The sequence below is a fragment of the Clostridium sp. N3C genome (genome assembly GCF_900095445.1).
Lineage (GTDB): Bacteria > Bacillota > Clostridia > Clostridiales > Clostridiaceae > Clostridium_AU.
The window spans coordinates 1-17,723 of record NZ_FMJL01000003.1 but is presented as its reverse complement, the minus strand read 5'-3'; the positions used below and the strand labels follow the sequence as shown (position 1 = coordinate 17,723).

At 31.7% G+C, this 17,723-nt stretch carries 14 protein-coding genes; 2 read left to right on the top strand and 12 right to left on the bottom strand.

Features of this window, described 5'->3' with window-relative positions:
* Positions 1-23: 23 nt before the first annotated feature.
* The 3 genes from N3C_RS01730 to N3C_RS01720 form a co-directional block, all read right to left on the bottom strand.
* The gene (locus N3C_RS01730) at positions 24-1,340 is read right to left on the bottom strand and encodes a PQQ-dependent sugar dehydrogenase family protein (protein ID WP_074364353.1); all 1,317 of its coding nucleotides are present in this window, start codon (positions 1,338-1,340) and stop codon (positions 24-26) included.
* A gap of 90 nt (positions 1,341-1,430) precedes the next feature.
* A complete protein-coding gene (locus tag N3C_RS01725) occupies positions 1,431-1,952 on the bottom strand; it encodes a hypothetical protein (RefSeq protein WP_074364352.1) in 522 nt (173 codons plus the stop codon).
* 208 nt (positions 1,953-2,160) lie between these two features.
* Entirely contained in the window at positions 2,161-3,276 is a 1,116-nt protein-coding gene (locus tag N3C_RS01720) for an aminopeptidase (protein ID WP_074364351.1), read from the bottom strand.
* A gap of 221 nt (positions 3,277-3,497) precedes the next feature.
* Between N3C_RS01720 and spoVB the strand changes: the two genes are divergently transcribed.
* The gene (gene spoVB, locus N3C_RS01715) at positions 3,498-5,003 is read left to right on the top strand and encodes a stage V sporulation protein B (protein ID WP_074364350.1); all 1,506 of its coding nucleotides are present in this window, start codon (positions 3,498-3,500) and stop codon (positions 5,001-5,003) included.
* A 1-nt stretch (position 5,004) separates the two neighbouring features.
* On the opposite strand, the gene N3C_RS01710 is transcribed toward spoVB, so the two are convergent.
* From N3C_RS01710 to N3C_RS01690, 5 genes are all read right to left on the bottom strand, one after another.
* A complete protein-coding gene (locus N3C_RS01710; RefSeq protein ID WP_074364349.1) occupies positions 5,005-6,615 on the bottom strand; it encodes a putative polysaccharide biosynthesis protein in 1,611 nt (536 codons plus the stop codon).
* Positions 6,616-6,682: 67 nt separating this feature from the next.
* Complete coding sequence (locus tag N3C_RS01705; protein ID WP_074364348.1) at positions 6,683-7,636, bottom strand: RluA family pseudouridine synthase; 954 nt, start codon at positions 7,634-7,636, stop codon at positions 6,683-6,685.
* 21 nt (positions 7,637-7,657) lie between these two features.
* Positions 7,658-8,860, bottom strand: coding sequence for a M20 metallopeptidase family protein (locus N3C_RS01700; RefSeq protein ID WP_074364347.1), 1,203 nt, complete (start codon positions 8,858-8,860; stop codon positions 7,658-7,660).
* Between the two features lie 47 nt (positions 8,861-8,907).
* Positions 8,908-10,995, bottom strand: a complete 2,088-nt coding sequence (locus N3C_RS01695) for a cell division FtsA domain-containing protein (protein WP_074364346.1) — start codon at positions 10,993-10,995, stop codon at positions 8,908-8,910.
* Between the two features lie 194 nt (positions 10,996-11,189).
* Positions 11,190-13,187 carry an ATP-dependent helicase gene (locus N3C_RS01690; RefSeq protein ID WP_083604387.1) on the bottom strand — a complete coding sequence of 666 codons (1,998 nt, stop codon included), beginning with the start codon at positions 13,185-13,187 and terminating at the stop codon, positions 11,190-11,192.
* 152 nt (positions 13,188-13,339) lie between these two features.
* On the opposite strand from N3C_RS01690, the gene N3C_RS01685 reads away from it, so the two are divergent.
* On the top strand, positions 13,340-14,815 hold the full coding sequence (locus N3C_RS01685) for a nicotinate phosphoribosyltransferase (protein WP_074364344.1): 1,476 nt from the start codon (positions 13,340-13,342) through the stop codon (positions 14,813-14,815).
* A gap of 55 nt (positions 14,816-14,870) precedes the next feature.
* On the opposite strand, the gene ndk is transcribed toward N3C_RS01685, so the two are convergent.
* The 4 genes from ndk to N3C_RS01665 all read right to left on the bottom strand — a co-directional run bounded on the left by ndk (position 14,871) and on the right by N3C_RS01665 (position 17,701).
* Entirely contained in the window at positions 14,871-15,272 is a 402-nt protein-coding gene (gene ndk / locus N3C_RS01680) for a nucleoside-diphosphate kinase (RefSeq protein WP_074364343.1), read from the bottom strand.
* 25 nt (positions 15,273-15,297) lie between these two features.
* Positions 15,298-15,519, bottom strand: coding sequence for a hypothetical protein (locus N3C_RS01675; RefSeq protein WP_074364342.1), 222 nt, complete (start codon positions 15,517-15,519; stop codon positions 15,298-15,300).
* A gap of 260 nt (positions 15,520-15,779) precedes the next feature.
* Positions 15,780-17,240 (bottom strand): aminoacyl-histidine dipeptidase, encoded by a 1,461-nt coding sequence (locus tag N3C_RS01670; protein ID WP_074364341.1) that lies wholly within the window; start codon positions 17,238-17,240, stop codon positions 15,780-15,782.
* A gap of 149 nt (positions 17,241-17,389) precedes the next feature.
* Entirely contained in the window at positions 17,390-17,701 is a 312-nt protein-coding gene (locus tag N3C_RS01665; protein WP_074364340.1) for a hypothetical protein, read from the bottom strand.
* Between the last annotated feature and the right edge of the window lie 22 nt (positions 17,702-17,723).

The window sequence follows — 17,723 nt, the reverse complement described above, 5'->3', positions numbered from 1 at the left end:
TAATTATAAATTATGACCTATGCTCATATCATATTAATTATTCCTTTTTTAGAGCCTATAAATTTCCATTTCCAAAGAACAATAACTATTAAAATGAAAATAAATAATATTACGTATATTAAAACAACTTTATAACTAACCTTTATAGCTTCATTATTTGGTGTTAATTTTATAAGTAAACCTTGATTTTTTTCCAATAATAACATATTACCATTATACATCTCTAAGTGGATTATTTCACTGTTTTTTCCCAGTTTTAATTTTTCTTCAACTATCCCCTTATTATCTATACTAAAGAGTATTTTATTGGAATTATCATAAAAGAACATGGAGTCTTTCTTACCAAAAGTACCTTTTCTATCAATAGTCATTGCCGTTAATGAATTAACAGACTTATGTTGATAATAAGGCGCTGGAGGATTAGTAGATGGATGCTTTTGCAATATGAAGGAAAGCTTATCTCCAGAAGCACTTTTAAATCTAGGACTAGTAATAGGATCACCGCCGCTATAATCCGGCCAACCATACCAAGTATCTGACTTTAATTCATAAATGTAATCTACATCTCCCTGCACTGCTCTGAAACCTCGCGGTTCCATACCTCCTACCACTGCAAAAATTTTTCCTATACTGTCATAATCCATAGCCTTAACATTCCTTACACCCCAGCAGTATAAAAAGCTTTCCTTGTTTTTAGGATTATATACAATAACAGAAGCGTTCCCTGGAAAATGACCAGATATTTTTTGTCCAGGGGTATTTTTAGTATTAAAAGGTATAAAGGCACCATAGTTTTTATTTACTTTATCAGTAATAGTTATATCTTTAGGTGAAATATCATAATTAAAGGGATATTTACTTTTCCACTTATTATCTAGACCTACTACACCAGAATTTGTAGCAGCACCTATAGCTATATAGATTTTATCTTCCTTTAACATAAGTTTACATTCACCATAGTCTCCGAAGTTTGGTATATCCTCCATTAGCACTTCTCTTTTATGGTTTACTATATCAAAGCTAATAAGAATTGGTCCATTTATTATGTACAGTTTATTATCATAAAATTGTAAAGATCTTATGTCTCCATTATCAAACTTACACAATGCGTAACTTTTTCCATTTCTCTCTATTACCTGAATTCTATCTTTAAAGGCTATATAAATGTTTTTGTTATCTGTTGTAAAATCTTTAGCTTCTTTAACACCAGCTGTTAATATATCATATTTCACTTCATCAGGTTCAGTAAGTATGTTAGAAGAATCATTATACATCTTAACTAAAAAATATGAAAAGCCTAGTAATACAATGGTTATGGTAACAAATAAAATCTTTTTCATCTTTCCTCCACTTTCAATTAGTTCCCATCACCATATGTATATTTAAGGTCTTTTGTTTTAATGAATTAAAAAAACTGCTATTAGCAGTTTTTATAGTACATCTTTATTTAAATATTCTGTTACACTGTTATATGCTTTATGCGTATTTGCATTTTTCAAGAAAACTTTAACCTTTTTATTAGAAAAGTTCATAATATATCCATCTTTACTTCTTTCATTACAAACAAGATAACCTTCTGCATAATTTCCAAGTATTGAATAATTATAAATACATATGCTTTCTTCATATAAATCTATATTCATAAGCCCTCTACTTTCAATATCATTAACCTTCATAAGTTGACCATTTTCAATGGTGTGTATAGTCAAAGGTTTTTTACTTCCGTCTTTGTTATATCCTTTATAAGCAACGTATTTTCCTTTAATCTCATTACTTTCTGTATCAGAAACCACTATGTTAATACTTAAATCATCTTTATCTATAAGAGATTTTTTCTTTAAAGTATCCTTTATTTTATAACATTCCTTTAAGGCAACATTAACCTTTAGTTTGTATAAGCCTTTACCTATTAAGCTTTGCTCTGAACAAACAGTTACTGTCTTATTGAACATTTAAATACACCTAACCCTTTTTTTAATATAATTAAAACTTCCATTCAAACCATGAAATATTATATAATATTATATATTTTTTTGCAACTCAAAGTTACAAAAAATAGGATCCTAACTATAATTACTAACTCATTACATTTATAAGTTAATTTTTATAGTAGAATCCTATATAGTAAATTATATTTATATATTTTTCAGGATTTAGAATTTATTTTAAGTTTTCAGGATTTAAAGGTTTTAACTCATCTATTACAAACAAGCCGTCTTTTCTAATAAGCACATCGTCAAAGTAAATTTCTCCACCGCCATATTCTGGCCTCTGAATATAAACAAGATCCCAATGTACTGCAGACCTGTTACCATTATCACAATCATCATAGGCATTACCTGGAGTAAAGTGTATGGAACCTGCAATTTTTTCATCAAAAAGGGTATCCTTCATTGGATGGAGTATAAATGGATTTACACCAATAGCAAATTCACCTATATATCTAGCTCCTTCATCAGTATCAAATATTTTATTTATTCTTTCTGTATCGTTAGCAGTAGCATTGATTATCTTTCCATCCTTAAATTCTAACCTAATATTTTCAAAAGTGAACCCTTCCCGTAAGGCAGGTGTATTGTATGTAATATAGCCATTTACTGAATCTTTCACTGGAGCAGTATAAACTTCACCATCAGGAATATTAAGCTTTCCATCGCATTTTATACCTGGCATACCTTTAATAGAAAAGCTTAAGTCTGTACCTTCGCCTTTAATATGTACCTTATCTGTTTTATTGATCAGTTCCACTAAAGCGTCCATAGCCTTAGACATCTTGCTGTAATCTAGAGTACATACTTGGAAGTAAAAATCTTCAAAAGCTTCTGTGCTCATAGATGCTGATTGAGCCATAGAATATGTAGGATATCTAAGCACTACCCATCTAGTTTTAGGAACTCTTATTTCGCCATGAACCTTTCTCCAAAATAACTTAGAATATATAGCCATCTTTTCTGCAGGCACATCTGAAAGTTCTGCTGAATTAAGTCCACCACGAACTCCTATATAAACATCCATATCAGACATTCTTTCAGCTTCATACTTAGCCATTAAAGACATCTGTTCTTCTGTACAATCCATATATAAGGCTCTGTTAACGCTATTTTGCTTTATAGTAACAAAAGGAATTCCTCCAGCCATATATGTCTGTTTAACCAATTCTGTTACAAAGGATTCATCAATATCATAAGCTTCTATTAATACCTTATCTCCCTTTTTAACAGAACAGGAATAGTTGATTAAGTTCTCTGCTAATTTAATCATTCTTGAATCTTTCAACTGTCACACCTCCGTAAATTGATTACAAGAATATAATATATCAATATATCTACACAAAAACAATAGAGATTTCACATCTTCTATAGAATCCCTCTACAAAAATACCTTAATAGCTCTTTACACACTAGAATATATTCCTTTCTTATAGAATACATATAATTATTAGCAATACATAGGGAGTGAGACATAAATCCAATAATATCCTTATTGGTACTTAAATTATGAAAAAAGATTCTTTCGTCGCAAACTCTATATTACTTATAATGTCTAACCTAACTACAGGGGTTCTTGGTTTTATTTTTTCAATTATGCTCTCAAGAGAACTAGGCGCTGAGGGTATGGGGCTTTATGGACTAGTAATGCCGGTTTACAATCTTTTTATCTGTCTTATATGCGGTGGTATTGTAACTGCTGTTTCAAAGATATCTGCAGAATACTATGCAAATAAAGACTACACTAACTTAAAGAAAACCATTAAAACTACTTTCTCCTTCAACCTATTTTGGTCTACTTTTGTAGTAATTATAGTATTTCTTTTCTCTAGACAAATTAGTAAATATATAATAAAGGATATAAGAACCCTAAACGCTCTACGATTTACCTGTCCAGCTATGGTATTTATTGCATTCTCAAATACCTTAAAGGGTTACTTTTATGGTACTTCTAAGGTAGGTGTACCAGCCTTTATTGACATTTTTGAAAAATCCGTAAGAATACTTATCATATACACTCTCTTTACTCGCATTAATCTAACTTCTGTTACCGCTACCGTTACTGCAGCTTATGCAGCACTATGTATAGGAGAGGCTATTTCCTTAATTTCTTTATACATATACTACAAAATAGATGAAAAAAAGCTTAAGCATTTTTCTGTACGGTCAGAAAGCAAGGCTCAACTTTTATTTAATATATTAGTTATATCCCTACCCTTATGTTTAAATGGCTTTCTTTCCACCGCTTTATCAACCATATCTACTTTGGTCGTTCCTAGACGGTTAGTAATGTCCGGCATTGAGTATAAAGAAGCCTTGTCTCTTATTGGTAAGTTTACCGGTATGTCCTTAAACATTGTGCTCTTTCCTCAAATCGTTATAGGATCCATCTCTACCCTACTAATACCGGACTTATCTCAAAGCATAAGCAAGAAAGACTATTATGCAGTAAGTGAAAGAATATCCTCTGTATTAAAGCTTTCTTTCTTGTTAGGAATATCAACTATGGTCATTTGTCTAGTATGCGGAGGTAGCCTTGGCCAAATGTTTTATAATCGTTCAGACCTTGGACCATACATTAAATTTGCATCTATCAGCTGCCCTTTATTCTTTACTGCCTCAACCACATTTGGAGTATTAAATGGACTAGGTAAACAGAGCATTATACTACGTAATTCCATGCTAGTATCTGTGTTAGAAGTTATAATATTATATATTTTTACCGCAATTCCTTCTATCAACATTTTTGGATACGGCCTAAGCTTAATTATAACTTCAATTTTAACTTTAGTTCTAAACTTAAAGGTTATCTTAGATGAAATCGAGATTAGCTTCAACGGCTTTGATCTTATAGTGAATTTACTTATAGCCCTTTTACTCTACTATGTAATGAATATACTTAATGGCGTCACCGATAGCCTGTCTGTAACAAAAAATATACTGCTTATAACTTTAGGTTTTTCATTACCCTTTGCAGGCAGCTACATATTAAAATATTCAAAAAAAAGAGGGTGATTTATTTCATCCTCTTTTTCATAAAAGTAGGTATAAATTTCATAACCTTAGGTGATATTGAATTCACATCATTCTTAGTAATACCGCCAAGACAAATCATCACGTAAGCGTAAATAAACACTGCAACCATCATAGAAATCATAGTTGGCAGAACATAAGTTACCCTTGAAGGATTTTTTAACAGAAAAATATCAAAAGGTTTATACACAATAAAGGCAATTAATGCCATTACTACAGATGCCATCAAAGGCCTTATAGAATACCTTAAGATTGGCAACTTAAATCTTGTAGTATTCTTTATATAATAATAGTTAATAATTAAAGGTACTACAAAACACATTATATTACCTGCTACTGATCCAAATTGATTAATTGATGGAATTGCCATTAGAATGTAGCTTGTAATAATCTTTACTACTACACCGATAACCATAGAGCCTGTTACAACATGCATCTTACCAAGTCCCTGCAAGATAGTAGTTTGAATTTGTACTATGGACATAAGAATAACAATTATACAAGCCAATTTCATTAGTTTTGCTCCATCAATAGCAGAAGGAAAAAGCATTCCGTATATAGGCTTACTTAATACAGCAAGTCCAATAGCAGAAGGAATAACTATAATAAAACAAATCTTTATAGCTTGATTTATCTTTTCTTGAGCAGTCCTTCTATCATTTACTGCCATAGCCGCAGAGATTGCTGGTAGCACCGCTGCACTTAAGGCTGAAACAATTGCTATTGGTACATTTATCAAGGAATTTGTTTGACCTATGGTTCCATACATTTCCTTAGCAAATTTTTTGGAGTACCCTCCCACCATAAGTCTTTTAACTGCTATCAAAGAATCGATGAAGTTACCACCTTGCTGCAATCCTACGCTTAAAGTAATAGGTATTCCATAGGTGAGCAATTTTCTAAATAATGTTTTATTAGATAATCTTTTAACCTTTGATAAATCTGTACCTTTTGGAATTCTAAACTTCTTATTTTTTTCATACTTGATAATTAAGTATATACAAGCAACCAAAGCTCCTAAAGTAGTTCCTACTGTAGCACCAGCAACACCAGCACTAATGCTTGTTTTTATAAGTAAAGCAGCACAAAGTAAACTAAATACTGTATTTACTATCTGTTCAACAATTTGAGATACTCCTGTTGGGGTCATATTAGCCCGACCTTGAAAGTAGCCCCTATAAGCAGACATTACAGAAGTTATTAGCACTGTAGGAGCTAATACCATAATAGCCAACTTAGAATCTTCATGACCTGCCCTTGATGTAATTGGTCCTGCAATAAGAACCATTACTAAGGACATAACAAAGCCTAAAACTAAAAGCATAAATCTAGCCATCTTAAAACTTTTCACAGCATCCTTATAATTATTTTGAGCTATTAGTTCTGAAACCAGCTTTGAAATGGCTACTGGTATTCCAGAATTAGTAAGAACATATATAAAGGTAAATATGGTATATGTAAAATTATAGGAACCAATAGCAGCTTGAGGAAGTATAAAATTTAATAGTGGTAAATATAATAATGATACTAACTTAACAATCAAGCTTGCTGCTGAAAGTACAGCAAAGCCTTTACTTGTAGACTGTTCTTTCATAAAACCCAAAACCTTTCTAACGGTAAACAATTGACTTCAATGTATTCCATTAAAGTCAATTGCCTACCTAAAATTTAAATACATCCTTTTTAATCTTTTTAAATATAGGCGGTAAACTTTCCGCTATCGTCTTGTTTTCCATATACTTTAACTTATCCTTACAGTCAGTAAAAGTAACCTTGAAAGCATATAAGAACTGATAATCTAGACCAAACTTATTATAGAAAAAAGAATTTAGCTTTTTATCACCGTATTTTCCGTCGCCTATTATAGGATTGCCAAGATGTGAAAGGTGAGCTCTTAATTGATGGCTTCTACCAGTTAATAGATCTATTTCTATAAAAGAAAATAATCCATCGCTTTGCACCGTTTTAACTTCCATAGCTATCTTCTTGCCCTTCTTTATTGGTGCATCATATATTTTTGAAATATTATTATCTTCATCTTTCAGAATATAGGCCTCATGAATACCATCCTTAATACGTCCCTTAACCAAGGCACAATAATATTTTTTTATTTTTCTTTCTCTTATCATTTCATTAAGTAATTTTAAAGCCTCAAAATTCTTACCAAAAATAACTATTCCAGAAGTATTTCTGTCCAATCTATTACAAGGTGCTGGGGTAAAGGTAATCTCCTTTTCTGGGTTATAGTCTCCTTTTTCCATAAGATAGGATAATACCATATCTGTGAGAGTAGGTTCACCGTTGTTGCTATCTGAATGAACCAATAAATTAGGTTTCTTTTCAACTAATAGCATATTTTCATCCTCATAGGTTATCTTTAGATCTGTATCAATCTTTATAAAATCCACCTTTTTAGGTTCCTTTGAGGAAATATTTATTAGTAATTCATCACCTTCTACTAAAGAATACTTTTCCTTAGCTTTCTTACCATTTACCTTTACCTGCCCAGTACGTATACCCTTAAAAATTGCACTCAAAGGTACATCCTTAAGATACTTTCTCAAAAACTTATCTAATCTCTGTCCCGCTTCATTTGGTCCTATTACTATATTCATCCCTTGCCTCCTAAATTGCCTTTATTCTGTTTCTCCCATTAAATAATCATAAGCTATTTTACATTGTATTGCCACTCCAATAGGAAGACAGTTTTCATCAATATCAAAGAAGCTTCCGTGGGCAGGATGGATAATACCTTTTTCTCTATTTCCACAACCTAGGTAATAAAAGGCTCCTGGTCTTTCCATAGAGAAGTAGGCAAAACTCTCCACTCCCATACTTGGTTCTTCTAAATCTATAATATTGTCTTCCCCTATGATATTTATAGCACATTCCCTTACCTTTTCAACCATAAAATCATCATTATAAAGACAAGGATAGCTTTCTTCAATATTGATTTCACAGTAACCTCTCATAGCTTTAACTATTCCTTCAACGGTTTCTGTGACTCTTTTTATTGCATATTCCCTATGCTCTGTCTTTAAGGTCCTTATTATACCACTTATATTGACTTCCTCTGGAATAATATTTTGGGCGCTGCCTCCATGTATGGAACCTACGGTAATAACTGCAGGATCTGTGGGGGGAATCTCCCTGCTTACTATGCTTTGCAACGCTAGTATTACATTACTAGCAATAACTACTGGATCTACGGCTCTGTCAGGATGAGCTCCATGTCCTCCTTTTCCTATTATCCTTATATTGAAAGGATTTGATGCCGCATTTACAACTCCCTTTTTTATCCCTATCTTACCACATTCTATATTTTCCGATACATGAAGGCCAACTACAGCATCTACCTTAGGTTTTTCCAGCACACCTTCCTTAATCATGTAGCTGGCTCCACCAAGGGTTTCTTCTGCCGGTTCAAAAAGTAACTTGACATTTCCTTTTAAAGTAGACTTTATACTATTTAAAATTTTGGCTGTACCCATTAATATAGTAATATGTGCATCATGTCCACAGGCATGCATTTTACCGTCAACTTGAGAAGAATATTCACATTTCTTTTTATCTTTTAAGGGCAATGCATCCATATCCGCTCTTAAAGCTATAGTTTTACAAGACCCATCAACTACATCGCCACCCTTAATAATAGCGCAAATACCTGTCTTCGCACTATCTACATAGGGTATCCCTTCTTCTTCCAAAAAAGCCTTAATCTTTGCAGAAGTTATAAACTCCTCAAAACCTAGCTCCGGGTTTTTGTGAAAATCCCTTCTCCAAGCAACTAATTTATTATATATATCTGCAGCAGATTTTAAAAAGTCTACTTTTTCCATGATACTGTCACTCCTATACTTATGATCTGAACTTTAACAGGACCTTACTATTCCCACCTAATCTCTATTACATCTCCATCCTTCAGTTCATCATAGTATCCCGCTTGTTTACCGTTTAATTTTAACACCAAGGTACCTTTAACTCTAGTTCTATCAAAGTCAATGTAATTGAATATATCAATAAAAATATACTTATCCTTGCCCTTTAATATGACTTCTTCTGAGTTTACTTTAACAGTAACAGTATTATTCTCCTTCTTTTCTTCTATTTTTGCATCATCTATATCCATCACATTCTGCTCTTCATCTTCCATAGATTTTTCATTCTGATTTAATTCCTCTTTTTCCTCTGTTACTGTGTCTCCATTATTAGAACTTATAGTATTAACTACTTCTGCTTCAATTATTTTATCCCCTTCTTTAATAATATAATCATAGGAAATCTCCTCATTATCCACATAAAATTTAGATTCAGGGGACACCTTTTCCAAATAATATTTAATAAAATCGCCTAAGGTTCTTGGATAAATTATTTCAACATTATCATTTTCTTCAATGACAGTATCAAATTCAACTCTTTGTCCATTTATTATAGCTATAGGATCCATATTATAAAGTTTATTATTAAAATAGAAGCTTATAGATGTATAAGTGCTTACATAATCCATTACTTTAGGCTCTGCATTTTTACCATCTTTAGCATATTTAAGTTCTATTATATCTCCCTCTTTAATAGATGTATCTACAGAAGCCTTTTTAGAATTTACCTTAATACTTGCATTTTCACACATACCACCAAAAGCGATACGCTTAGTGCCATTTAGTGTAAACTTAACATTCCTGCCGTTCCTACCAATTAAAACCTTTGGGTTTATACCAGCTTGTAGTATTACATCCATAACAGTATGTTTATTGTAATTAAATAAACTTACCACTGTATCATTTATAGTTACATCAATAAAATCTTGCCCCATTTTCTTTATGGAAACCAAAGCTATTCCTAACACTGTTACACCTATACTGCCAAGTTTATATTTAGGTGGACATACACAACTTTCAATAGTTTCCCTTTCCTTTATAGCTATCCTCTGTGGAGGTAGATTTAGTTTTTGTGCTAAATAATCTATAAGCATAGGAGTATGAGCTCCTCCCCCCACAAGGAAAACCGCATTAGGAGACTTACCTCCATTTAATTCGATTATTTTATTGCCTATTTCATCACAAGCCTTTTTTACGGTAGGTGTAATAGCCTTTAAAATTTCTTCCCTACTTACTTGATTATCCAAACCTAAGATGTCAGTATAGGTAATATATTCTTTTTCCATGCATTCTCTTTTTATTCTTTCTGCAGTGTTAAAATCCACCAAGTAATTTTGAGCTATTGTTTCAGTAACCTCATCACCGGCAATAGAAACCATGCCATAGGCTGTAATAGTATCTTTACTACTGATAGCTATATCGGAGGTTCCTGCCCCAATATCTACTAAAGCCAAATTTAACAACCTTAAATTTTGTGGTATAGCTGCTTCCATAGCTGCAATTGGTTCCAAAGTTAAACTGCTAACCTCTAACCCAACTCTGTCCATGACTGCATAAAGACTATCTACTACGGATCTTGGGAGAAAAGTAGCAATTATTTCTGCTCCTATACTCTCACCCTTATGTGAAAGTAAGTTATGTATAACGTAGCCATTGAGATAATAATTTCTAACACTATAACCAACACAATAGAGTTTTCCTTGAGTATCCCGGTTAACTTCGTCCTCTGCCTTTTTCACCGCAGTTAACTCTAAGCTTCTTATAAGCTCTCTATCAATTTCTTTATCCTCATCAATCATTAAGTTTGCTTTAGCTACAGTGGTTCTCAAAAATCTACCAGCCGCTGCTATAGCAACTCTTTTTAGTTTAAAATTCAAATCACTCTCTAATTGATTTTTTAATTTACTAACCCCAGCAGCTACTAAAGAGATATCATGTATTTGCCCATCTATCATGGCTCTTTCTTCATGCTCTACGTAGTATTCCTGAATTACGTGAAACTTTTTTCCTTGTAATATACCTACTGTTCCTATTATAGATCTTGTACCAATATCCAAGGAGAATATTATTTCACTAGGATTAACTTTTATATCCATAACTTCTACCTCATTCTTTAGCAAATACTTTGAAAGCTCATATTCATTGAATATGAGCTACATATTTCCAATTTTTACAACCTATTTTTTACTAAATTCACTGTTAAGCTGCAAAAATTGTTCATCTACATACTTATTAAAATTATAGTACATAGAAGAAAAACATTCAATAAATTTATGGTAAATGCTTTTATTTAGCCCATTTTCTTTAATGTATTTTGAAGCTTCACTTTGTTCATATCAAAATGTCTTATAAAACCATCATCGAATCTTATACCCATTTCTCCATTATTAATACTGATTATCTCTCCTTTTCCAAAGGAATCATGTATAACTTTAGAACCAATTAAAAACTCTACCGTTCTATCTATTATGTCACTTATGCCACATTCATAAATAAAAGGTGATATCTCTTTAGACTTTCCTCTCATATACTCACATAGGCTTAAATATAAATTTTCCTTAGCTCTTGTAATAGCCACATAAAACAATCTTCTCTCCTCTTCTATATAGCTTTCTTTTCCTTCTCTTTTACAAGGAATGTTTCCATCCACACAATTTATTACATAAACATTTTTAAATTCCATACCTTTTACTCCATGAATAGTGCTTAGAATTACAGTATCCTCATTGTCAGTGCTTTTCTTACTTAACTCTTCTCCAACCTGCTTTACATGTAGAAGAAAACTTTCTATATCAGTAAAGTCCTTTACTGCTTCCTTAAACTCATTAATTATTTCATCTACTTCTTCTATAGAAAGGCCATATTTTTGACAATAGCTTATGATATACTTGCTGTATTCTAACTTTGTCAATATATAATCCGTTAGCTCAGAAAGTGGATATTTTCTTATATTAATTACGTCTTTCTTAAGCCTCTGCAGCTCCTTATATTGAAAGATGGGAAGAGAGCATATATTACAAAGTATATCAAAGCAATCTTCTTTATATTTATATCCAGAAAGTTTCTCTAGATTAACCTTACTAATATATCTAAAGGGCTTATTTATGATCCTTTTAAAAGATTCCCTATTAGTTAAATCATGACTTAACATCATATAACTTAATAAATCCTTACATATGCTATGATCAAAAAAGTTATAAGCCTTATCTAGTAAACGAAAGGGAACCTTATTTTTTATAAAAGCATCTATAAAGGATCTCGCTTCCATATTGGTCCTATACAAAACCGCATTATCACTGAAACTTTCCTTTTTTTCATTAACCCTTTTAAGGATCCTTTTAGCTATACCATCACTTTGCCCCCTCTCATCAAAATATCTTTCAGTAAAAATACAACCTTCAAAAATACTGCATGAGGTAAATCTTTTTTTATTTCTAATTTTATTATTATCAATGAGCTTAGCAGACATCTCTACAATATTTTTTACACTGCGGTAGTTTACCATTAGAAACTTCTTTACACCCTTTTCAAAGTTTTCATTAAAAATAACCATATAATCTGGCCTAGCACCTCTAAAGCCATATATGCATTGGTCCTCATCTCCTACCGCAAATAGAGAATTACCCTTACATAGCTTTTTTAAAATATCAATTTGAAGCTGATCGCAATCCTGAAATTCATCCACTAGTATAAATTTAAATTGCTTTCTATACCCTTCTAATAATTGATGTTTTTTATTAAAAAGTTCTAAGGTTTGTAGCTGCAAATCATCAAAGTCTAATAATCCTTTATAGCTTTTATACTCCTCGTAGCCTTTAATACATTGCTGTAAAATATTCAAATTAATATTTTGTTCCAATTGATCTAACGTTTTATATCCAGTTTTATAAGCGGATATGTAATTTAGTATATCTCTTATACGCTCTTCATTCACTTCTTCAACATAGCTTTTTAGTACTTTTTCAATTATATAATACTCTTCCCTTTCACTTATTATTTTTATTTTTCCTCTATCATTTCTTAGTATGCTGTAACATAAAGAATGAAAAGTTCCAAAGTAAGGAGTCTGGCTTTCAGTATATAATTTTTTAAATCTTTCCTTCATATTTATTGCCGCTGCTCTAGTAAAGGTTATTATTACTATATTTTTAGGATCAATGGACATCTCTTTTATTAAGTAGCCAGTTCTATTTATTATTACAGTAGTTTTACCACTACCCGGTGAGGCTACAACAAGGATGTTTTTTTCTTTAGCTCTTACAATTTCTTCTTGATACTTATCTAACATATTTATTTCCTTCCTTATAAATAATAAGTAGAAAGCAATTAATTTTAGAGTCTTCTATGATTATTGCCTCATTGAAAATTTTAAAAACATTGTAAAGTATAGATATTAGTATTAAAATAATAATTAAGCAAATTTATGTAGAGGAGAACATTATGAAGGAAGCAATTTTTAGTATCAAAAATGAAAGAAATTTAACAATGTTAGTAGACTTCTACGAACTAACCATGGGAAATGGTTATTTGAAAAATGGAGTTGGAGATAAGATTGCTTATTTTGATATGTTTTTTAGAAGAGTTCCTGACGGTGGTGGTTACTGCATAATGGCAGGAGTCCAGCAACTAATTGAATATCTATCAAGTCTTAAATTTACAGAAGAAGATATTGAATATCTTAGATCTAAGAGATTATTTTGTGAAGAATTCTTAGATTATCTTAAGAACTTTAAGTTCACTTGTGATGTTTGGGCCGTTCCTGAAGGTCATCCAGTTTTCCCAAATGAACCTTTAATTACTGTAAGAGGTCCTGTAATTCAAGCTCAATTTATAGAAACAATGATACTACTAACTATAAATCATCAAACTTTAATAGCTACAAAAGCCAATAGAATATGCAGAGCAGCCAATGGTAAACCGGTAATGGAATTTGGTTCAAGAAGAGCCCAAGGCTATGACGGAGCTATATATGGTGCAAGAGCTGCAGTAATAGGAGGATGTTCCTCAACCGCTTGTACTATAGCTGATGAAATGTTTGGGGTACCTGCCGTTGGTACTATGGCCCACAGCTGGGTTCAATTATTTGATACCGAATATGAGGCCTTTAAGGCTTGGGCAGAAGCTTATCCAAATGACTGCACTCTATTAGTAGATACCTACAACGTACTAAAATCTGGTATACCTAATGCTATAAAAGTATTTGATGAAATTTTAAAACCTCAAGGAATACGACCAAAGGGAGTTAGAATTGACAGCGGAGATATAACCTACCTTACCAATAAGTCTCGTGAAATGCTAGATGCAGCAGGCTATGAAGATGTAAAAATTATTGTTTCTAATTCATTAGATGAACATATTATAAGAGACGTACAGAACCAAGGTGCTAAGATAGATAGCTTTGGTGTAGGTGAAAGATTAATCACTGCTAAATCTGAACCGGTATTTGGTGGAGTATATAAACTAGTTGCTGTGGAAAAAGATAATACCATAATTCCAAAGATTAAAATTAGCGAAAGCCAGGAGAAAATAACCAATCCAGGCTTTAAGAAGGTATTTAGAATTTATGATAAAAACTCAGACAAGGCTATAGCAGATTTAATAACCTTAGCAGATGAAGTAATAGATGAAAATAAACCTTTGGTTATTTTTGATCCTGTTTATACTTGGAAAAGAAAAAAGCTCAAAAATTTCTATATTAAAGAACTACAAGTAAAAATATTTGATAAGGGTCAACCTGTCTATACTAGCCCCGATGTAATGACCATTAGAGATTTTGCAAAAAAAGAAACAGAAAAACTTTGGCCTGAAGTATTAAGATTTGAGAATCCTCATACATATTATGTAGATTTATCACAAAAACTTTGGAATTTAAAGCAGGAACTTTTAATGGAATTAGCAGATGCAGAAGAGGAATAATGTAAGAAAAAAGGTTGATGATTACTAAAATCAATCATCAACCTTTTTCTTTATTTTAATTTCCAAACCAAATTTTAATTTCTCTTTCTGCATTTTCTACACTATCGGAGGCATGCACTAGATTTCTAGTTTTATGGTTAGAATACATACCCCTTATACTTGCTAAATCAGAAACCAAAGGATCCTTATCTCCATTTATCTTTCTTACCATTTCGATAGCATTTTCTCCTTCAACTATCATAGCAACTATTTTACCTTCAATAATATAGTTTATTAAAGTTTCAAAGTATGGTCTTCCCTTATGTTCTTCATAATGTTTTTCTGCTATTTCCCTATCTGGTTGTAGCATCTTTAAATCAGTAATCCTTAGTGTTCTTTTTTCATAAGCGCTAATTACCTCCCCAATCAGCCCCCTCTCAACTGCATCTGGTTTAATTAGCACTAATGTTCTTTCCATAAAATTTGCCCTCCATGTCATTATATTAAAAATAATTTTTCACATAAATTCTTTCCAAAAATTCTCTATCCTCTTCTTTATCATACACTTCATCCAAATTAATTATATCCTTAATATTAATAGACTTTATTGTATTAATTTTCTTAAAAGGACATCCTGAACCATTATTTTCATATTCATAGAAAGGACATTCCTTAAAGCAAGCCACTTTCTCTTCCAGTGTAGATAAAAATGGACATTGACACATATTTACCCCCCCAATAAAAATAATCTAAAAAACCCATCTATATCATATTTTATATTATTATCCAATCTATTATAAACAGTATAGCAACCAATTTAAATATTATCAATACCGTTATGTAAACTTTTTCATATTTTTTAATTTTATATTATGTTAAATTTTATATAATTATTCATTTAAATAGAATTAATGCAACATAATGTATAATTAACACTGATTATACATTATGTTAGCAAAAATTACAATATATAAATTAATTTTTATTATTTTAAAATTTTAAGCACATTTAGTAAATATTCCCACATTCTTTTTACAGAAGATATACTCATTCTTTCTTCAGGAGTGTGAACATCATAAAGATTAGGTCCGAAGGATATCATATCTATATCTGGGAACTTTTCTTTAAATAGTCCACATTCTACCCCAGCATGTATAGCAACTATTTCTGCATCCTTGCCATACATTTCCTTATAAACCTTTTTGAAAACTTCCCTTATCTTTGATTCACTATCATATTGCCATTCAGGATATTCAGAGTGAGTGGTGATCTCTGCTCCAAGAGCCTGTGCTAAAATAGCTGTTTGCTTTACAATATCCTCTTTTAAACTTTTAATAGAGCTTCTAACAGAGCTTTCATAGATTATACTATTTTCATTAGTGCGAACAATTCCAAGGTTGGAGGAACTTTGAACTAAACCTTCAATATCCATGCTCATAGTCTGGATACCATTAGGTATCATATATAAAAGCTTAACTGCATTATCTCTGCACTTTCTAGAAAGGACCTCTTGAACACATTCTTCGCTCTCTTCAAGCTGTAAAACTAGTCCTGGATCAGCTTTTCTATATTCATTTTTCAAAATAGAATTCCACTTAGATATTGTCTTGCTTAGAACTTCAATCTCATCTGCTTTTACTAAAATAAAGGCATCTGCTTCCCTTGGAATAGCATTATCCTTAGCACCACCATTTACTTCTGATAATTTATAATCCACATTATAAATTAAATCTACAAGAACTCTTCCAAGTATTTTATTTGCATTACCCCTTTGCTTAATAATATCCATACCAGAGTGTCCGCCTTTAAGCCCTCTTACCATTAACTTATATTTCTTATATTCATCCTGTTTAACTGCTTCTTTTTCTAGCTTTAGTTCTACCTTAGTTCTTAAACCTCCAGCGCAGCTTACTAGTAATTGACCTTCCTCTTCATTATCGATATTTATAAGAATTCTCCCCTGTATATGTTTAGGATCTAAGTTTCTTGCTCCGCTCATTCCTGTTTCCTCATCGGTAGTAAGTAAAACTTCCAATGGAGGATGTGGAATATCTTCAGAATCTAACAGAGCTAAAGCATAAGCTACTGCAATTCCGTTATCTGCTCCTAAGGTAGTGCCATTAGCCTTTACAAAATCCCCTTCTACAATTAGCTCTATAGGGTCCACCTCAAAATTATGAACTTTTGAATTGTTCTTTTCACAAACCATATCCATATGCCCTTGAATAACCACTATAGGTGAATTCTCATAGCCTTTTGAAGCTTCCTTTTTAATAATTACATTGTAAGAGGAATCCTGAATAACCTCTAAGTTTTTGCTTTTTGCAAAAGCAACTAAGTAATCACTTATTGCTTTTTCATTACCAGAGCCTCTTGGAATTTTTGAAATCTCCTCAAAATAGTAAAATACCTTTTCCGGTTCAAGACCTTTTAATACTTCTGTCATAATATCACCCTTCCATGATTGTCTTCATTATAAAAACATCTTAACATAATATAACTTTAAATCAAACTAGGTATATTTATATATTTTAAAAGCTGACAAAGTTATATTGCTTTGTCAGCTCTTTTCTATAGTTTACATCCTATCCTATTTTATCTTATCCTTAAATATATAGCTAAAACTTCCTTCATGTGCTTACTATCCTCTTCAACACAATGTATATTATATACATTACCCTCTAACTTAGTGTGAAAATTTCTAAATCCCTGTGTTTTTAAGTAGTCCTCTATATCTTCTACCTTTTCTCCTTGAGCTACTAAGGTCTTGTGGCCAATAAAATCATCATTAACATAAACTTCGTATTCATCATGAGCCATTTTTGAATATTGGTCTTCGTTATTATTAGCGTTAATCACGAAAGGAGACGGCCAAAGCCCTCCAAAACCATTACCAAATATCTTCATAATAGCACCCCTTTTTTAGAGA

Bases quoted from the DNA above. Each gene is read 5' to 3' on its own strand.
- N3C_RS01710 (WP_074364349.1), bottom strand. From the start codon at position 6,615: ATGAAAGAACAGTCTACAAGTAAAGGCTTTGCTGTACTTTCAGCAGCA.
- N3C_RS01730 (WP_074364353.1), bottom strand. From the start codon at position 1,340: ATGAAAAAGATTTTATTTGTTACCATAACCATTGTATTACTAGGCTTT.
- N3C_RS01670 (WP_074364341.1), bottom strand. From the start codon at position 17,240: ATGACAGAAGTATTAAAAGGTCTTGAACCGGAAAAGGTATTTTACTAT.
- ndk (WP_074364343.1), bottom strand. From the start codon at position 15,272: ATGGAAAGAACATTAGTGCTAATTAAACCAGATGCAGTTGAGAGGGGG.
- N3C_RS01665 (WP_074364340.1), bottom strand. From the start codon at position 17,701: ATGAAGATATTTGGTAATGGTTTTGGAGGGCTTTGGCCGTCTCCTTTC.
- N3C_RS01690 (WP_083604387.1), bottom strand. From the start codon at position 13,187: ATGTTAGATAAGTATCAAGAAGAAATTGTAAGAGCTAAAGAAAAAAAC.
- N3C_RS01705 (WP_074364348.1), bottom strand. From the start codon at position 7,636: ATGAATATAGTAATAGGACCAAATGAAGCGGGACAGAGATTAGATAAG.
- N3C_RS01700 (WP_074364347.1), bottom strand. From the start codon at position 8,860: ATGGAAAAAGTAGACTTTTTAAAATCTGCTGCAGATATATATAATAAA.
- N3C_RS01725 (WP_074364352.1), bottom strand. From the start codon at position 1,952: ATGTTCAATAAGACAGTAACTGTTTGTTCAGAGCAAAGCTTAATAGGT.
- N3C_RS01695 (WP_074364346.1), bottom strand. From the start codon at position 10,995: ATGGATATAAAAGTTAATCCTAGTGAAATAATATTCTCCTTGGATATT.
- N3C_RS01675 (WP_074364342.1), bottom strand. From the start codon at position 15,519: ATGTGTCAATGTCCATTTTTATCTACACTGGAAGAGAAAGTGGCTTGC.
- spoVB (WP_074364350.1), top strand. From the start codon at position 3,498: ATGAAAAAAGATTCTTTCGTCGCAAACTCTATATTACTTATAATGTCT.
- N3C_RS01685 (WP_074364344.1), top strand. From the start codon at position 13,340: ATGAAGGAAGCAATTTTTAGTATCAAAAATGAAAGAAATTTAACAATG.